The sequence below is a fragment of the Stappia sp. genome (genome assembly GCF_040110915.1).
In the GTDB taxonomy this organism is placed as follows: domain Bacteria; phylum Pseudomonadota; class Alphaproteobacteria; order Rhizobiales; family Stappiaceae; genus Stappia.
Map to the genome: position 1 here is coordinate 4,119,255 of NZ_CP157793.1, position 15,328 is coordinate 4,134,582.

Annotated in this window: 16 protein-coding genes; 9 read left to right on the top strand and 7 right to left on the bottom strand. The window is 68.5% G+C overall.

What is annotated here, in order from left to right:
* Positions 1 to 11: 11 nt before the first annotated feature.
* Together ABL312_RS18445 and rsmI are read right to left on the bottom strand one after the other, a co-directional pair.
* Positions 12 to 185, bottom strand: coding sequence for a hypothetical protein (locus tag ABL312_RS18445; protein WP_349358864.1), 174 nt, complete (start codon positions 183 to 185; stop codon positions 12 to 14).
* A 68-nt stretch (positions 186 to 253) separates the two neighbouring features.
* A complete protein-coding gene (gene rsmI, locus ABL312_RS18450) occupies positions 254 to 1,222 on the bottom strand; it encodes a 16S rRNA (cytidine(1402)-2'-O)-methyltransferase (RefSeq protein WP_349358865.1) in 969 nt (322 codons plus the stop codon).
* Positions 1,223 to 1,486: 264 nt separating this feature from the next.
* Here rsmI and ABL312_RS18455 point away from each other — a divergent pair, with 264 nt between their 5' ends.
* From ABL312_RS18455 to cysK, 4 genes are all read left to right on the top strand, one after another.
* Entirely contained in the window at positions 1,487 to 2,698 is a 1,212-nt protein-coding gene (locus ABL312_RS18455; RefSeq protein WP_349358866.1) for a penicillin-binding protein activator, read from the top strand.
* 4 nt (positions 2,699 to 2,702) lie between these two features.
* Positions 2,703 to 3,938 (top strand): bifunctional phosphopantothenoylcysteine decarboxylase/phosphopantothenate--cysteine ligase CoaBC, encoded by a 1,236-nt coding sequence (coaBC, locus tag ABL312_RS18460; protein ID WP_349358867.1) that lies wholly within the window; start codon positions 2,703 to 2,705, stop codon positions 3,936 to 3,938.
* Positions 3,939 to 4,068: 130 nt separating this feature from the next.
* Positions 4,069 to 4,524, top strand: coding sequence for a dUTP diphosphatase (gene dut, locus ABL312_RS18465; RefSeq protein ID WP_349361456.1), 456 nt, complete (start codon positions 4,069 to 4,071; stop codon positions 4,522 to 4,524).
* A gap of 210 nt (positions 4,525 to 4,734) precedes the next feature.
* Entirely contained in the window at positions 4,735 to 5,697 is a 963-nt protein-coding gene (cysK, locus tag ABL312_RS18470) for a cysteine synthase A (RefSeq protein WP_349358868.1), read from the top strand.
* 104 nt (positions 5,698 to 5,801) lie between these two features.
* On the opposite strand, the gene ABL312_RS18475 is transcribed toward cysK, so the two are convergent.
* Both ABL312_RS18475 and maiA read right to left on the bottom strand, forming a co-directional pair.
* Positions 5,802 to 6,122, bottom strand: coding sequence for a heavy metal-binding domain-containing protein (locus ABL312_RS18475; RefSeq protein WP_349358869.1), 321 nt, complete (start codon positions 6,120 to 6,122; stop codon positions 5,802 to 5,804).
* A 126-nt stretch (positions 6,123 to 6,248) separates the two neighbouring features.
* Positions 6,249 to 6,896 (bottom strand): maleylacetoacetate isomerase, encoded by a 648-nt coding sequence (gene maiA, locus ABL312_RS18480; RefSeq protein WP_349358870.1) that lies wholly within the window; start codon positions 6,894 to 6,896, stop codon positions 6,249 to 6,251.
* Between the two features lie 318 nt (positions 6,897 to 7,214).
* Here maiA and ABL312_RS18485 point away from each other — a divergent pair, with 318 nt between their 5' ends.
* The 5 genes from ABL312_RS18485 to ABL312_RS18505 all read left to right on the top strand — a co-directional run bounded on the left by ABL312_RS18485 (position 7,215) and on the right by ABL312_RS18505 (position 12,874).
* On the top strand, positions 7,215 to 8,570 hold the full coding sequence (locus tag ABL312_RS18485; RefSeq protein WP_349358871.1) for an NAD(P)-dependent oxidoreductase: 1,356 nt from the start codon (positions 7,215 to 7,217) through the stop codon (positions 8,568 to 8,570).
* 72 nt (positions 8,571 to 8,642) lie between these two features.
* Positions 8,643 to 9,953 (top strand): NAD-dependent dihydropyrimidine dehydrogenase subunit PreA, encoded by a 1,311-nt coding sequence (gene preA / locus ABL312_RS18490; RefSeq protein ID WP_349358872.1) that lies wholly within the window; start codon positions 8,643 to 8,645, stop codon positions 9,951 to 9,953.
* Positions 9,954 to 10,026: 73 nt separating this feature from the next.
* Entirely contained in the window at positions 10,027 to 10,941 is a 915-nt protein-coding gene (locus tag ABL312_RS18495) for a DMT family transporter (protein WP_349358873.1), read from the top strand.
* An 80-nt stretch (positions 10,942 to 11,021) separates the two neighbouring features.
* A complete protein-coding gene (locus ABL312_RS18500) occupies positions 11,022 to 12,197 on the top strand; it encodes a hypothetical protein (RefSeq protein ID WP_349358874.1) in 1,176 nt (391 codons plus the stop codon).
* Positions 12,194 to 12,874: a hypothetical protein gene (locus tag ABL312_RS18505; protein WP_349358875.1), complete on the top strand. Its 681-nt coding sequence runs from the start codon at positions 12,194 to 12,196 to the stop codon at positions 12,872 to 12,874. Before ABL312_RS18500 ends, ABL312_RS18505 begins: the two co-directional genes overlap by 4 nt.
* A 22-nt stretch (positions 12,875 to 12,896) precedes the next feature.
* Here ABL312_RS18505 and ABL312_RS18510 read toward each other — a convergent pair whose 3' ends face one another.
* From ABL312_RS18510 to ABL312_RS18520, 3 genes are all read right to left on the bottom strand, one after another.
* Complete coding sequence (locus ABL312_RS18510; protein ID WP_349358876.1) at positions 12,897 to 13,715, bottom strand: lytic murein transglycosylase; 819 nt, start codon at positions 13,713 to 13,715, stop codon at positions 12,897 to 12,899.
* A gap of 176 nt (positions 13,716 to 13,891) precedes the next feature.
* Entirely contained in the window at positions 13,892 to 14,587 is a 696-nt protein-coding gene (locus ABL312_RS18515) for a TetR family transcriptional regulator C-terminal domain-containing protein (RefSeq protein WP_349358877.1), read from the bottom strand.
* Between the two features lies 1 nt (position 14,588).
* Positions 14,589 to 15,272 carry a TetR/AcrR family transcriptional regulator gene (locus ABL312_RS18520; protein WP_349358878.1) on the bottom strand — a complete coding sequence of 228 codons (684 nt, stop codon included), beginning with the start codon at positions 15,270 to 15,272 and terminating at the stop codon, positions 14,589 to 14,591.
* Positions 15,273 to 15,328: the final 56 nt, after the last annotated feature.

The window sequence follows — 15,328 nt, forward strand, 5'->3', positions numbered from 1 at the left end:
CGCCGGCCCGCTCACGCCGCCGGCTGGAACGTGGCGGCCAGGATCACCGCGACGAGCGTGACCAGAAAGCCGCCGACGGCGAGCTTCCAGGCATCGCGCCGGTGCTTCAGCCCCGGCCAGCCGAGCGGCTTGATCACCTGAATGGCGGCCACGAGCGCGAAGAACACCATGATGATCTTGGTCAAGGCAGTCTCCCGATAGGACGTGGGGGCAGGGTTCAGGGTTGTTGTAGCAACCGCCGGGCGAAAGCGCATCACGCGTCGGACGCCGTCCAATCCTTGGGCCCATCCCCGAGCCTGTCCCCGGGCCCGTCCTTGAGCTCCATCGCGCGGGCGTAAAGCTCCTTGCGCTCCAGCCCGGTCATCTGCGCCACATGCTTGGCGGCCGCCGAGGCCTTCATGGTGGCGAGCGCTTCGGTGAGCAGCGCGTCGGCGTCGGCCGGGTCGGCCTGCGTGACGGTCTCGGGCGGCGCGATGCACACCACGATCTCGCCCTTGACCGTTTCCCCGGCGTAGCGTTCGGCCAGCTCGCCCAGCGTGCCGCGCTCGAAGGTCTCGAAGCGCTTGGTGAGTTCGCGCGCCACCGCCGCCTGGCGGGCCTCGCCGAGCACCTCGCCCATGTCGGCCAGCGCCGTGGCCAGCCGGCGCGGGCTTTCGAACAGCACCAGCGTGGCCGGGATGCGGGCAAGCTCTTCCAGACGGCTGCGGCGCTGGCCCTGCTTCTGGGGCAGGAAGCCGGCGAAACAGACCGTGTCTGAGGGAAGCCCCGCGCCGACGAGCGCGGCGAGCGGCGCGCTCGCGCCGGGAATGGGAATGACCCGGTGGCCGGCCTCGAGCACCTCGCGCACCAGCCGGTAGCCGGGATCGGAGACGAGCGGCGTGCCGGCATCGGAGACGAGCGCCACCGAGCCGCCGCTCTCCAGAAGGGCCATCAGGCGCGGGCGCACCTTCGCCGCATTGTGCTCGTGATAGGCGGTGAGCGGCGTCGACAGGCCGAAACGCTGCATCAAGGTGGCGGTGACGCGGGTGTCCTCGCAGGCGATGCGGTCGACGCCGGCGAGCGTTTCCAGGGCGCGCACGGTGATATCGCCCAGATTGCCGATGGGCGTGGAGACGATGTAGAGCCCCGGCGCCGCCGGTTGCGCGTCGAAGCCCCGCGCGCCGATGTGAAAGCCGCGCCGGGCGCCGGCGGTCCTGTCGTCGCTGTCGGGCTTTGCGGGCATTGCGGTCCTGCGGATGGGCGTGACGGGCGGTCGGATGTGCGGGCGCGCCCTGGCTGTATTGAGAAACGCGCCTGCGCGCTCTGTCTGTCTTAAGAGGCGCGCCTGCGCGCCGGGGCCGTTTTGACAGGAAACATGGAAAACGCCAAGTTTATGCGCAAGAATTTGCAGGGCGCGGGGCGGACTGCTAAGCGTCTTGCGGTCTTGGGTGCGCGAGCGCGCGGGCATTCGGGCAACGACTGCGGACATTCGGGGAGTTTAGGCGCAGTGCTTCAGGGTATTCGCAAGATCCGTGGCGGCCTTCGCGGGGCGCGCATCGGCATGGCGGTCGCCGCGGCGGCGGTTCTGGCCGGCTGCGCGGGCTCCGGGCTCGGAGAGTTTCCCGGCTATCCCTCCACGCCCGAGGGCCAGCCGGGGGTGAGCGGCCAGACGCTGGGCGCGGGCTCCGTGCGCGTCGGCCTGCTGTTGCCGATGAGCGGCGGCGGCAGCGCCAGCTCCATCGCGTCGGTCTTCCGCAACGCGGCCGACCTCGCGCTCAAGGATTTTCAGGGCGCCGACATCCAGATCCTGATCAAGGACACCGGCGGCACGGCCGAGGGCGGCCGTCAGGCGGCGCAGGCCGCCATCGCGGAAGGTGCGGAACTGCTGCTCGGGCCGGTCTTCGCGCCGGCGGTCGGCGGCGCGGGCTCGATGGCGCGCTCCTCGGGCGTGCCGGTGGTCGCCTTCTCCAGCGATGAATCGGTTGCCTCGCGCGGCGTCTATCTGCTCAGCTTCCTGCCGCGCAGCGACGTGACGCGCGTCGTCGGCCATGCGGCGCGCCAGGGCAAGCGCTCCTTCGCCGCGCTCCTGCCCGACACGTCCTACGGCGCGGTGGTCGAGGCCGCCTTCCGCCAGGAGGTGGGGCGCGCCGGCGCGCGGATCGTGGCGATCGAGAAATACACCACCCAGGGCGGCGACACGACCGACATTGCCGCCAAGCTCGCGCGGATTGCCGCCAACGCGCAGCAGATCGACGCGGTCTTCGTGCCGGAAGGCAATGTGGCTCCCTTCGTGGCGCAGTCGCTCACCACGAGCGGGGTCAATCTCGGCACCACCAAGCTGCTCGGCAGCGGCCAGTGGGACACGCCGCAGGTGCTCAACGCCTCGCCGCTCACCGGCGCATGGTTCCCGGGGCCGGACAAATCCGGTTTCCAGTCTTTCGCGCAGCGCTACCAGGCCGCCTACGGCAGCGCGCCGCCGCGCAACGCGACCATTGCCTACGATGCGACGATCCTGGCCGCCGGTCTCGTCCGCTCCGCCGGCCAGGCCCGCTTCTCCGAGCGCGTGCTGACAAACCGCGACGGCTTCCTCGGCATCGACGGCGTGTTCCGCTTCAACCGCCAGGGGACCAACGACCGCGGCCTTGCGATCTACGAGGTGACGGGATCGGGCGCGCGCGTCGTGTCGCCCGCGCCGCGTGCCTTCGGCGCCGGCGGGTAACGCCATGACGCCGGCCGGGCCCGGGACGCTCGCGGGCAAACGCATCCTTCTGATCGTCGGCGGCGGCATCGCCGCCTACAAGAGCCTCGACCTCATCCGCCGGCTGCGCGAGCGCGGCGCCCGGGTGCGGGCGGTGATGACCGAGGGGGCGCGCCAGTTCGTCACGCCGCTCGCGGTCGGGGCGCTGACCGGCGACAAGGTGTTCTGCGACCTCTTCGACCGCGAGGACGAGCACGACGTCGGGCATATCCGGCTGGCGCGCGAGGCCGACGCCATCGTGGTCGCGCCGGCGACCGCCGATCTGATGGCGAAGATGGCGGCCGGGCTCGCCGGCGATCTCGCCACCGCCGTTCTGCTGGCAAGCGACCGGCCGCTGCTGATCGCCCCGGCGATGAACCCGGCCATGTGGAGCCATCCCGCGACCCGGCGCAACGCGGCGCAACTGGGGGCCGACGGCGTCCGGTTCGTGGGGCCGAACGCCGGCGAGATGGCGGAAACCGGCGAGGCGGGCGTCGGGCGCATGGCCGAACCGCTGGAGATCGCCGCCGCGCTCGAGGATCTTCTGGGGGGGCGGGAGACGACACCGGGCGCCCTGGCCGGCCGGCATGTGCTGATCACCTCCGGCCCGACCCATGAACCCATCGATCCGGTGCGCTACATCGCCAACCGCTCGTCGGGCAAGCAGGGCCATGCGATTGCCGCCGAAATGGCGCGTGCCGGCGCGCGGGTGACGCTGGTCTCCGGTCCGGTGACGCTCCCCGATCCGGCTGGCGTCACGGTCGTGCATGTCGAGACGGCGCGCGAAATGCTCGCCGCCGTCGACGCGGCGCTGCCCGCCGATGTGGCGGTGATGGCGGCCGCCGTCGCCGACTGGCGCGCGGCGGATGCGCAAGGCGACAAGATCAAGAAGGACGGCAGCGGCACGGTGCCGCCGCTGAAACTTGCCGAAAATCCGGACATTCTCGCGACCATTGGCCGGCATGGCACATTGCGCCCGCGCCTCGTGGTGGGCTTTGCCGCCGAAACCCGCGATGTGGTCGACAACGCCCGCGCCAAGCTCGACCGCAAGGGGGCCGATCTCATCGTCGCCAACGACGTGTCGGCCGAGCACGGGGTGATGGGCGGCGAGGACAACACCGTGCGCCTCGTCGCGCGTGACGGCGTCACCGACTGGCCGAAGCTCCCCAAGGCGGAGGTGGCCCGGCGTCTGGTCGAGGAGATCGCGCGGCGTCTCGGCTGAGCGGTCGGGCGCTTAGCGCCGGCCGGCCGGTTGAGTCGCTCGCGCGGCGATGCGATGGACGGGGCGCCGACCGGCGCTCTGTCTTTGTTCCGGGGGCGTTCCCCCTGTTGCTTCCTTCGAAAACGGGATGATCCGCATGACCCTTCCCTTGCGCGTGCGCCGCCTGCCGCACGGCCTCGACCTGCCGCTGCCCGCCTATCAGAGCGACGAGGCGGCGGGCATGGACCTTCTGGCCGCCGTCGACCAGCCGCTTAAGATCGCGCCCGGCGCCCGGGCGCTGGTGCCGACCGGCATCGCCATCGCCCTGCCGCCCAACACCGAGGCGCAGGTGCGCCCGCGCTCCGGGCTGGCCGCCCGCCATGGGGTCACGGTGCTCAACACGCCGGGCACCATCGATCCGGATTATCGCGGCGAGATCAAGGTGATCCTGATCAATCTGGGCGAGGCGCCCTTCGTCGTGGAGCGTGGCGCGCGCATCGCGCAGATGGTGGTGGCGCCGTTCGCCCGCGCCGACCTCATCGAGGTCAACGATCTGGACGAGACCCGGCGCGGCACGGGCGGTTTCGGGTCGACCGGGCATCACTGACCGGTCAGGCCGAAGGGGCGAGCGCGCGTGTGTGGCATTGGAAAATCATGCTGCGGATGCCGGCTTTTCCGAAATCGAATTCCATGCCGCCGGGCGCGGATGGCGCGCGCCCCCCTCGCATGATCCGCTCCGCGCGCCTAGATTGAGGCCATGTCCCTTTCCTGCCGGCCGGCCTGCCGACCGGTCCGGCCGCCGACGAAGGAGTTTGCCATGAACACCCCCACGCCCGGCCGCGGCCGGATCTATGCCTCCATGACCGAGACCATCGGCGACACGCCGCTGGTGCGCCTCGACCGGCTGGCCGAGGAGGCCGGCGTCAAGGCCGAGATCCTCGGCAAGCTGGAGTTCTTCAACCCGATCTCCAGCGTCAAGGACCGCATCGGCGTGGCGATGATCGAGGCTCTGGAAGCCAAGGGCACCATCGTGCCGGGCAAGACCACGCTGATCGAGCCGACGTCCGGCAACACCGGCATCGCGCTGGCCTTCGTGGCCGCCGCCAAGGGCTACCGGCTGATCCTGGTGATGCCGGAGACCATGTCCATCGAGCGGCGCAAGATGCTGAAGTTGCTCGGCGCCGAGCTGGAGCTCACGGAAGGCCCGAAGGGCATGAAGGGCGCGGTCGCGCGCGCCGAGGAAATGCTGGCCGAGATCGACGGCGCGGTGATCCCGCAGCAGTTCGAGAACCCGGCGAACCCGGCGATCCATCGCGCCACGACGGCGGAGGAGATCTGGAACGACACCGGCGGCAATCTCGACGTCTTCGTCTCCGGCATCGGCACCGGCGGCACGATCACCGGCGTCGGCGAAGTGCTCAAGGAGCGCGATCCCAACGTCAAGGTCGTGGCCGTCGAGCCGACCGACAGTCCGATCCTGTCCGGCGGTCAGCCGGGGCCGCACAAGATCCAGGGCATCGGCGCGGGCTTCGTGCCGGGCGTGCTCAACACCAAGGTCTACGACGAGGTCGTGCAGGTCTCCAACGAAGAGGCCTTCGAGATGGCGCGCAAGGCGGCGCGGCTGGAAGGCCTGCCGGTCGGCATTTCCTCGGGCGCGGCGCTCGCCGCCGCGCTCAAGGTCGGCGCCCGGCCCGAGATGGCCGGCAAGCGTATCGTCGTGATCATCCCCTCCTTTGCCGAGCGCTACCTGTCGACCGCGCTCTTCGAGGGGCTGGACTGAGCGTCTCCCGGTCGCGGCATCGGCGCAGACTGGACAACGGCGGCGGGGCACTCCCGCCGCCGTTTGTGTTAGATCCTCGCGGTCGGTGTCTTGATGAGGCGGCGTCAGCGCACGACGACCGCCGTGCCGGTGGCGCTGACCATCAGCATGGACCCGCCCTGGCCGACGGTCTCATAGTCCAGATCGATGCCGATCACCGCATTGGCGCCAAGCTCGCCGGCGCGCGTCTTCATTTCGTCGAGCGCGATCATGCGGGCGCGCATCAACTCTTCCTCATACGCCGCCGAGCGGCCGCCGACGATGTCGCGAATGCCGGCGAAGAGGTCCTTGAAGACATTGGCGCCGAGGATCGCCTCTCCGGTGACGATCCCCTTGTAATCGATGATCTCGCGCCCCTGCAGGGTGCTGGTGGTGCTGGTCAGCATGCGCCTCTCCCGTGATGACATCTGCGCGATTCCGCGCGACGCCGATCATGGCGCGTTTTCCCGGGCGGCGCCAAGGGGCGCGTGGATCGTGCGCCAACGTCAGGCTCCAGAGTCAGGCGTCCGGGCTCAGGCGTCGGGCGGGCCGATCCGGTCGGGGTGGGCGGCGGCGAAGGCGTCCAGCCTGGCGCAGGCGGCATCGATCGCCACCAGCCTCGGGCACCCGTCGAGATCGACGCCCCAGCGCCGCGCGTTGAACACCTGCGGCACGAGGCAGAGATCGGCGAGCGTCGGGGTGTCGCCATGGCAGAAGGTGCCGGTCTGCGGCGCGTCGAGCATCGCTTCCAGCGCCGCCAGCCCCTTGCCGATGAAGGTCTGCATCCAGGCGACCTTGGCCGCGTCGCCGCCGCCGGTGAGCTCCGCCACATGGGCGGCGACGGAGAGATTGCACACGGGATGGATCTCCATCGCCACCGCATGGGCGAGCGCGCGCACCCGCTGGCGGCCGAGCGCATCGGCCGGCAGCAGCGTGCTGCCCTCGCGCGTTTCATGCAGATATTCGACGATGGCGAGCGACTGGGTCAGCATGACGCCGTCGATGTCGAGCGTCGGCACCAGGCCCTGGCGATTGCGGGCCAGGTTCTCCGCGCCGCGATGCGCGCCGGTCAGGAGGTTCACCGGCACCGTGTCATGGGCGATGCCGAGCAGGTTCAAGGCGATGCGGACGCGGTAACTCGCCGAGGAACGCCAGTAGTCGTAAAGCACGGGTCGGGTCACGAAGGGTCTCCGAAAAGCTGAGGCGGGGCATGCGCTTGAATGAGGCGCTTGAGCGCGGCGCATGAGATCCGTCGCGTATCGCATGCGCCGCCCGTGCCTGCCAAGTCCGGCGCCGCCCGAGGGGGCTCCGGGAATGAATTTGACTATTTGGTCAAAATTCGGCCCAATACCCGAACGGACCCGCCTCCGCCCAACGAGAGGCGGGCCGTGCGCAATCACCACATCCGGACCGACGGCAAGAGGAGGCCGTCCCGGGTCCACGAGGAGAACATCGCGCCGGACCCCGTGCGGGCTCCGGCCGTCGCAGAAGGTGCAGCCATGGCCGACGCCCTGACACCCCCCGACATTCGCGCGGGGCGGCTCTCGCCCGACGACTATCTGGAAAACTTCGACGACCTGCATCCCCCGCTTGGCGCCCATGAGGCGAAGGTCGAGGCGGACCGATGCTATTTCTGCTACGACGCGCCGTGCACCATCGCGTGCCCGACGTCGATCGACATTCCGAAATTCATCCGCCAGATCTCGACCGGCAATCCGATCGGCTCGGCCAAGACGATCTTCGCGGAGAACATTCTCGGCGGCATGTGCGCCCGCGTCTGCCCGACCGAGACGTTGTGCGAGGAGGCCTGCGTGCGCAACCTCGCAGAGGACAAGCCGGTGCAGATCGGCCTGTTGCAGCGCCATGCCACCGACACCTTCCTGGCGCGCTCGCAGGCGCATCCCTACACGCGCGCCGCGCCGACGGGCCGCAAGGTCGCCGTCGTCGGCGGCGGACCGGCGGGGCTCGCCTGTGCCCATGCGCTGGCCCGCGAGGGGCATGACATCACGATCTTCGAGGCGCGCGACAAGATCGGCGGGCTCAACGAATATGGCATCGCCGCCTACAAGACGACGCATGATTTCGCGCAACGCGAGGTCGATTTCATCCTCGCCATCGGCGGCATCACGGTCGAATGCAACAAGGCGCTCGGTCGCGACATCACGCTTGAGGGGCTGCGGTCGGAGTTCGACGCGGTGTTCCTCGGCATGGGCCTGCCCGGCGTCAACGCGCTTCGGGCCGAGGGCGAGGCGCTCGACGGGGTGATCGACGCGGTCGCCTATATCGCGGAGCTGCGCCAGGCGAAGAACCTCGCCAAGCTGCCGGTGGGGCGCAAGGTCGTCGTCATCGGCGGCGGCATGACGGCCATCGACATCGCGGTGCAGATCAAGCGGCTCGGCGCGGAGGAGGTGACCATCGCCTATCGCCGCGACCGCGATGCGATGAAGGCCAGCGCCTACGAGCAGGAGGTGGCGCTCACCAACGGCGTCGTGATCCGCGAATGGCTGCAGCCGAAGGCGCTGGTCGGCGCCAACGGCCATGTGCGCGCCCTCGAGCTGGAACGCACCGCGACCGACGCCGACGGACGGCTCGCCGGCACCGGCGAGACGGTGACGCTGGAGGCCGACCAGGTCTTCAAGGCGATCGGCCAGACCTTCGTGGCGGATGCGCTCGGCGGGTCCGGGGCGCTTGCGCTCGAGGGCGGGCGCATCGCGGTCGACGCGGATCGCAGGACCTCGCTCGACACCGTCTGGGCCGGCGGCGACTGCATCGCCGGCGGCGAGGATCTGACCGTCGCCGCGGTGGAGGACGGCAAGATCGCCGCCGCCGCCATTCACGCCGCGCTGAGCGCCTGACGGACGCTTCTCGTCCGACCCGGCGCGCGCGCCCCGTTTCACCCCCATCGCTCAAGAGGGGAGGTTTTTCAAATGGCCGATCTCACCACCAGTTTTCTCGGCATCTCGTCGCCCAATCCGTTCTGGCTCGCCTCCGCGCCGCCCACCGACAAGGCCTATAACGTCGTGCGGGCCTTCGAGGCCGGCTGGGGCGGCGTCGTGTGGAAGACGCTCGGCGAGGATCCGCCGATCGTCAACGTCAACGGCCCGCGCTACGGCGCGGTGCACGGCCGCGACCGCAATCTCATCGGCTTCAACAACATCGAGCTCATCACCGACCGGCCGCTGGAGGTGAACCTGCGCGAGATCAGGCAGGTCAAGCGCGACTGGCCCGACCGGGCGATGATCGTGTCGCTGATGGTGCCGTGTGAGGAAAAGAACTGGATCGACATCCTCAAAAGGGTCGAGGACACCGGCGCCGACGGTGTCGAGCTCAACTTCGGCTGTCCGCACGGCATGAGCGAGCGCGGCATGGGCTCGGCCGTGGGCCAGGTGCCGGAATACATCGAGATGGTCACCCGCTGGTGCAAGACGCACACCGACATGCCGGTGATCGTCAAGCTGACGCCCAACATCACCGACATCCGCAAGCCGGCACAGGCGGCCAAGGCCGGCGGGGCCGACGCGGTCAGCCTGATCAATACGATCAACTCCATCGTGTCGGTCGATCTCGACCGGATGGCGCCGGAGCCGACCATCGACGGACGCGGCGCCCACGGCGGCTATTGCGGCCCGGCGGTCAAGCCGATCGCGCTCAACATGGTGGCCGAGATCGCCCGCGATCCCGAAACCCACGGCCTGCCGATCTCCGGCATCGGCGGCGTGACGACCTGGAAGGACGCGGCCGAGTTCATGGCGCTGGGGGCGGGCACCGTGCAGGTCTGCACGGCGGCCATGACCTACGGCTTCAAGATCGTCGAGGAGATGATCGACGGCCTGTCCGACTGGATGGACGAGAAGGGCTATACCTCGATCGACCAGTTCGTCGGCAAGGCGGTGCCCAACGTCAGCGACTGGCAGCAGCTCAACCTCAACTATGTGGTCAAGGCCCGCATCGATCAGGACGCCTGCATCAAGTGCGGGCGCTGCCACATCGCCTGCGAGGACACCTCGCACCAGGCGATCACGTCGATGAAGGACGGCCTGCGCCACTTCGAGGTGATCGACGAGGAATGCGTCGGCTGCAACCTTTGCGTTTCCGTCTGCCCCGTGGAAAACTGCATCACCATGGAGCATATCGCCGAAGGCGTCGATCCGCGCACCGGCAAGCCGATCGATCCCGAGTACGCCAACTGGACCACCCACCCGAACAACCCGAACCGGACGATGGAGGCCGCCGAATGACGGCCCCCGCATCGTGAGGCCCGCATGAGGACCGCATGACAGGCTGCGCCGGGCGCAACCGGCGGCGGGTGCGATGACCGCACCCGCCGCCCCGCACGCCGACGAGACCGGGCGCGCCCATCTGGCGATGCTCGGCTTCGTGTTTCTGGTCTCGACCTCCTTCCCGGTGGGTCACGCGATCACGCAAGGGCTCGACCCGGCGGTGCTGACCGCCCTGCGCTTCTGCCTGGCCGCCGCCATCTTCGCCGGCCTCGCCACCGCGAAGGGCCTGTGGACACGGCCAAGGCCTGCGCGCTTTCCCGTCTATGCGGTGATCGCGGCGGTGCTCTGCGTCTTCTTCGTCACCATGTTCGAGGCGCTGCGGCTCACCTCGGCGCTCAACGCCGGGGCGGTGTTCACGCTGCTGCCCGGTTTCACGGCGCTGGCCGGGTTCGCGCTGCTGCGCCAGCGCGTGTCGCGGCGGCAGATCTTGTGTCTGGGGATCGGAGCGCTGGGCGCGCTGCTGGTTCTCTACGGCGCGGACCTGTCGCGCCTGGCCCGCTTCGAGTTCGGTCCCGGCGAGACCCTCTTCTTTTTCGGCGTTGCGGCCTATGCGTTCTACTCACCGCTGATGCGGCTCCTGAATGCCGGCGAGCCGCTGGAGGTCTTCAACTTCTGGATCCTGGTATGCGGCGCCGTGCTGCTCGTCGCCTATGGCTGGCGCGAGATCCTTGCGACCGACTGGACAGCCGTGCCGGCGCATGTGTTCCTCGGCATCGCCTATCTGGCGGTGTTCCCGACCGCCTCGAGCTTCTACTTCGCGACCTACGCCAGCCTGCGTCTGCCGTCCGGGCCGATGATGGCCTACACCTACCTGCTGCCGTCCTTCGTGCTGCTCGAGACGATGGTGCTCGGCGCGCCCTGGCCCGGCGCCTGGACGGTGGCCGGCGTGGTCGTGACCGCGCTGGCGACGCTGGTCCTGCAGCGTGACGTCGGGCGCGGACGGTGAGCGGACACGTGAATCGGCTTACCTAGCGGCAGGAAGTCGTATAGGGTGCACTTCGTTGCGAGATCCTATCGAGAGTTGTCATGCCGGATTTCGACGAGGGCCAGAAGGCAATCATCCGAGATTGCGCGCGCGAAGTCGCGCGCGAGGTGCTCAACTCGGTCGACGCCGAGAAGTCCATGTCGGAGCGGGCAGCCGCCGTGACGACCGAGGCACTGGGTGCGGACGACCAGAAGGGCACGCCTCTTGCCCGCCTCGCCGATCTCGAGCGACCCTTCTGGCGCCAGAAATCGTTCTGGGGCGGCGGGAGTGCCGTCGCGGTCGCCCTGTTTGTCCTCGGCTTGTTCGAGTACGGTCTGACCGACCGGGTCATCTCCACGCTCGCTCACGATTTTTTCAGAACCGAGCAGCACGTGACCGACCGGCTGGCAACAGTCGAGACGAGCGCGATCCGCAGCGCTGTCGACGCCCGGATCGACTCCTGGATCACGGCGGCCGCTGCCAAACCAAGTTCATCCCTCGCCACGTCGATCCGCGACGGCGCGGAGACCGTCTTGAAGGATGGAATCGGCGGCAAGATGAGGGACGCCGATCTGCCGCGCTTCGTCGACACGCTCGTTCGCAAGCGCCCGACATTGGCCTTTCACGGTCATGCGACCTTCGGGCTCGAACGAAAGATCCAGGTCTTCGATCCACGGTGCCGCGATGCGTTCCTGCAGAGCATCCTCGCCGCGTCGTCGACCCCCGATCCCGTTGACCTGCCGGACGAGGGCAATTGCCTGCTCGAAGGTGCGCTGCCCGGCGACGATCAGTTGATCATTCCCTTCTACGGCTATCGCTTGCCCGAAAGACGGCAAGGGCCAGGCGGATCGTCTCCCGAGGAAGCACCGGATCGGGTGGAAGGCGCGCGGAAACAGCACGATGTGCATCTCGTGCTCGAAGTCCGCCGCGTGTCCATACAGGCGGCGGGTGGGGAGGAGGTCGAACTTGCCAGCTCGATCGACGACCTGCAGGTGTTCCTGAACCGTCCGGTGGCCGACGGACGTCCCGTGCGGCTTCAGGAGCCATGGCCTGGAACCTATTACGCCGAGCTGACGCATCTCATATCGGAAGATGCGATAGACATTCCGGCGATGAACCACGTTCGCTTCCTGCACTTTCTGACGATCGAGGCGGACGATGAGAAACTCATCGAGAAGCGGCAGGTCGCCACGGTGTCCGCCCTGATTCTCGTGAATCGGGAGCCGAGAGAGCCATGAGACGGTGGACCGCGATCGGCGCTCTCGCCGTCCTGGCGACATTCGGCCACGCGCGTGAGGCTCCTGCACAGACTGAAAACGAGTCGGCCACGCAGATCGTCTCCATTGACACCGTCCAGTTGCGGCAGGAATTGCGCGAGGTGATCCCGCGATCGATGCCCTATCAGGAATGCGGTGATCGGATGACACTGAGCGGCGTCTCCATCGACCGCAGCCTGTTGGACGACGAGGTCGATACGTCGGCCGAAGTGGAGCAGACGCTCGAGATCTGCCCGTTCATTGTCTATGAGCGCTGGTTCTGCAACAAGGGAACCTACGGGCTGTCGAGCTCGCTCTTCGGGCAGGCCCTGGTGCAGGGACGCGACCTGATGAAGACGCGCATCGCGCAGGAGCACAGCAAGGTGTGCTTTGCCACGCGGTTCCGTCCGACACCTGACGGTGCTGGCGTCGCGGCGAATGTCGAACTGGTCTCCAGTGCGTTTTCGCCAACAGTTACGAGCCTGATCGAGCGCTCGCGGCTCCTGGAGAAGCTGGAAGCGCTGATCGCGGCGGAGTTCCGTGACACCATCGCTGCGGCCTTGCCGGAATCAAGGATCCCGGTTGCCGAGCTCAGGCTCGATTTCGAGACACCGTGGGTCATCCTGTTGGAAGTGTCGCGGAGCGGCGCAGAGCCCTGATCGTCAACGTCGCCGATCCCCCTCACTGCGCCAGTTGCGTCGCCATGTAGGCGATGGTGCGCTGGTAGACCTTGGCGCGGTTCCAGTCGCGCAGCACGCCGAAGTTCGCGGTGCCGGGCGACCAGTCCGCGCCCTTGCGCCAGCCGTGCCGGCGCAGGAAATTCGCCGTGGAAGCGAAGACGTCCGGGGTGGAGCGGATCAGATTGGGCCGTCCGTCGCCGTCGAAGTCGACGGCGTATTTCTCGTAGCTGGAGGCGAGGAACTGCGTCTGGCCGATTTCGCCGGCCCAGGCGCCCTTCATGTCGGAGATCCGCATCATGCCGCGATCCGCGATCCTGAGCGCGCTCATCAGCTCGTTGGTGAAGAAGGCCGAGCGGCGGCAGTCGTAGGCGAGCGTCGCGAGCGAGGAGAAGATCGGGATGTCGCCCATGAAGCGGCCGAAGCCCGACTCCAGCCCCCAGATCGAGACGATCACTTCCTTCTGAACGCCGTAGCGACGCTCGACCCGGTCGAGCACGGCCGCGTGCTGGCGCAGCCGCTTGCGGCCGATGGCGATGGTGCTCGGCGGCGCCCGGCGGGCGAGAAACTGCTCGAAACTGAGCCTGAAGGACTTCTGCCCGCGATCGCGACGGATGACCTTGCGATTGTAGGAGAGATTTCCGAGCGCCGCATTGACCGTGCGCTGTGACACGCCGGAGCGAACCGCCTTGCGCTTGAAGTCGGCGAGCCAGGCGTTGAACCCGCTGCCGTCGTTGCCGCAGGACGCGGCAAGGGCCGGCGCGGGGGCGAGGGCGAGCGAGGCGGCGAGGGCGAGGGACGCGGCAAGGATCGGCAGGCGCATGACGGGGCTCCATGCAGGCGCGGGCCGAGAGAATGGAGAGCCGTCGTCCGGGCGCGCGCGTGAGACGGGACCGGCAGGCGCCGGCCCGATCCCCATCGAGGATACGCGTGCCGCGGGGGAGATCAAGGCCGCAGGGGAGATCAACGCCCTAGGGGAACGCGAGCGCCGGCGCGGCCTCAGTCGTCCGCTTGCGTCTCCGCGCCGCGCGGCAGCAGCCCCTCGAAGATCAGCGTGGCAAGCGTCTCCCGGGCGTCCCTGCGAAAGCCCGCGTCCTCGATGCCGCGTCCGGTGAGGGCGGCGATCTGCGGCGCGAAGTCGGCATAGTGCTGGGTCGTCGCCCAGATCAGGAAGATCAGATGATGCGGGTCGACGGCGCGGATCTTGCCGGCGCGCGCCCAGTGCCGCAGCACCTCCGCTTTTTCCTCCACCAACTCCTTGAGCGGGCCTTCCAGCACGTCGCGGATCTGCGGCGCGCCCTGCATCACCTCGTTGGCGAAGAGCCGCGAGGCTTCCGGTTCCTCGGCGGAAAACCGCAGCTTGGCGTCGATATAGGCGGTGAGTTCGCTGCGCGGGTCGCCGTCGGCATCGAGCGTGCGCAAGGGCGCGAGCCAGCGCTCCAGAAGGTCGGCGAGCACGGCCTTGTAGATCGCCGACTTGGAGCCGAAGTAGTAGAGCAGGTTCGATTTCGACATGCCCGCGTCGTCCGCGATCTGGTCGACGCGGGCGCCGCGATAGCCATAGCGGGCAAACGCGGTGAGCGCGGCGGCGAGGATGCGCGCGCGGTTCCGTTCCTGAATGCGGGTACGCGCCGGGGGTGTGCGGTCGGATCGGGTAGGCGCGCCCGGCGTGTTCGATGGGTCGGGACGGTCCATCTCACGCCTCCCGCAATCGCGTGACGTCCGCCGGGCCCGACCCGGGAGCGGGCGCCGGAACCGCGCCGATACCGGCCAGAACGATGCCGATCACGGTGCGTTTCGCCTCCTCGAACTGCGCGTCGGAGAGCGGCTCGCCGCCGTTCAGCGTGTCGATCTGGTGGTTGAAATCGGCGTAATGCTGGGTGGTCGCCCAGATCATGTAGAGCAGGTAGTGAGGGTTGACCGGCGCCATCTTTCCGTCGGCGATCCAGCGGTCGATCACCGCGACGCGCGAGGCGGTCCATTCGCGCAGCGTCGTTTCCAGATAATCCTGGATCACCGGCGCCTTGTGCAGGATCTCGTTCGCCCACACCTTGGAGCCCATCGGATGGGCGCGGGAGATATCCATCTTGGCGGAGATATAGGCGCTCAGCGCCGCGACCGGATCGTCGCTCTCGTCGAAGGTGTTGGCGGCATCCAGCCAGACGTTGAAGATGTGCTCCACCACACGGCGATAGAGCGCTTCCTTGGTGGGGAAGTAATAGTGAAGGTTGGCCTTGGGAATTCCGGCCCGGTCGGCGATCACGCCCGTCGTCGCGCCGCGAAAGCCGCGTTCGGCGAAGACTTCTTCCGCCGCCTTGAGAATCGCGCGTTCGTTTTCTGCCCGGATCGCGCTCTTTGCGGGTTTTTCGGTGGGGCGCATCGGCTCTGGTCATCAATTCGGCAGGTCGGCCAAAAAATGATCTTGACCGGATGGTC

Bases quoted from the DNA above. Each gene is read 5' to 3' on its own strand.
- ABL312_RS18500 (WP_349358874.1), top strand. From the start codon at position 11,022: ATGCCGGATTTCGACGAGGGCCAGAAGGCAATCATCCGAGATTGCGCG.
- cysK (WP_349358868.1), top strand. From the start codon at position 4,735: ATGAACACCCCCACGCCCGGCCGCGGCCGGATCTATGCCTCCATGACC.
- ABL312_RS18520 (WP_349358878.1), bottom strand. From the start codon at position 15,272: ATGCGCCCCACCGAAAAACCCGCAAAGAGCGCGATCCGGGCAGAAAAC.
- rsmI (WP_349358865.1), bottom strand. From the start codon at position 1,222: ATGCCCGCAAAGCCCGACAGCGACGACAGGACCGCCGGCGCCCGGCGC.
- ABL312_RS18475 (WP_349358869.1), bottom strand. From the start codon at position 6,122: ATGCTGACCAGCACCACCAGCACCCTGCAGGGGCGCGAGATCATCGAT.
- ABL312_RS18485 (WP_349358871.1), top strand. From the start codon at position 7,215: ATGGCCGACGCCCTGACACCCCCCGACATTCGCGCGGGGCGGCTCTCG.
- coaBC (WP_349358867.1), top strand. From the start codon at position 2,703: ATGACGCCGGCCGGGCCCGGGACGCTCGCGGGCAAACGCATCCTTCTG.
- ABL312_RS18495 (WP_349358873.1), top strand. From the start codon at position 10,027: ATGACCGCACCCGCCGCCCCGCACGCCGACGAGACCGGGCGCGCCCAT.
- ABL312_RS18505 (WP_349358875.1), top strand. From the start codon at position 12,194: ATGAGACGGTGGACCGCGATCGGCGCTCTCGCCGTCCTGGCGACATTC.
- preA (WP_349358872.1), top strand. From the start codon at position 8,643: ATGGCCGATCTCACCACCAGTTTTCTCGGCATCTCGTCGCCCAATCCG.
- ABL312_RS18510 (WP_349358876.1), bottom strand. From the start codon at position 13,715: ATGCGCCTGCCGATCCTTGCCGCGTCCCTCGCCCTCGCCGCCTCGCTC.
- ABL312_RS18515 (WP_349358877.1), bottom strand. From the start codon at position 14,587: ATGGACCGTCCCGACCCATCGAACACGCCGGGCGCGCCTACCCGATCC.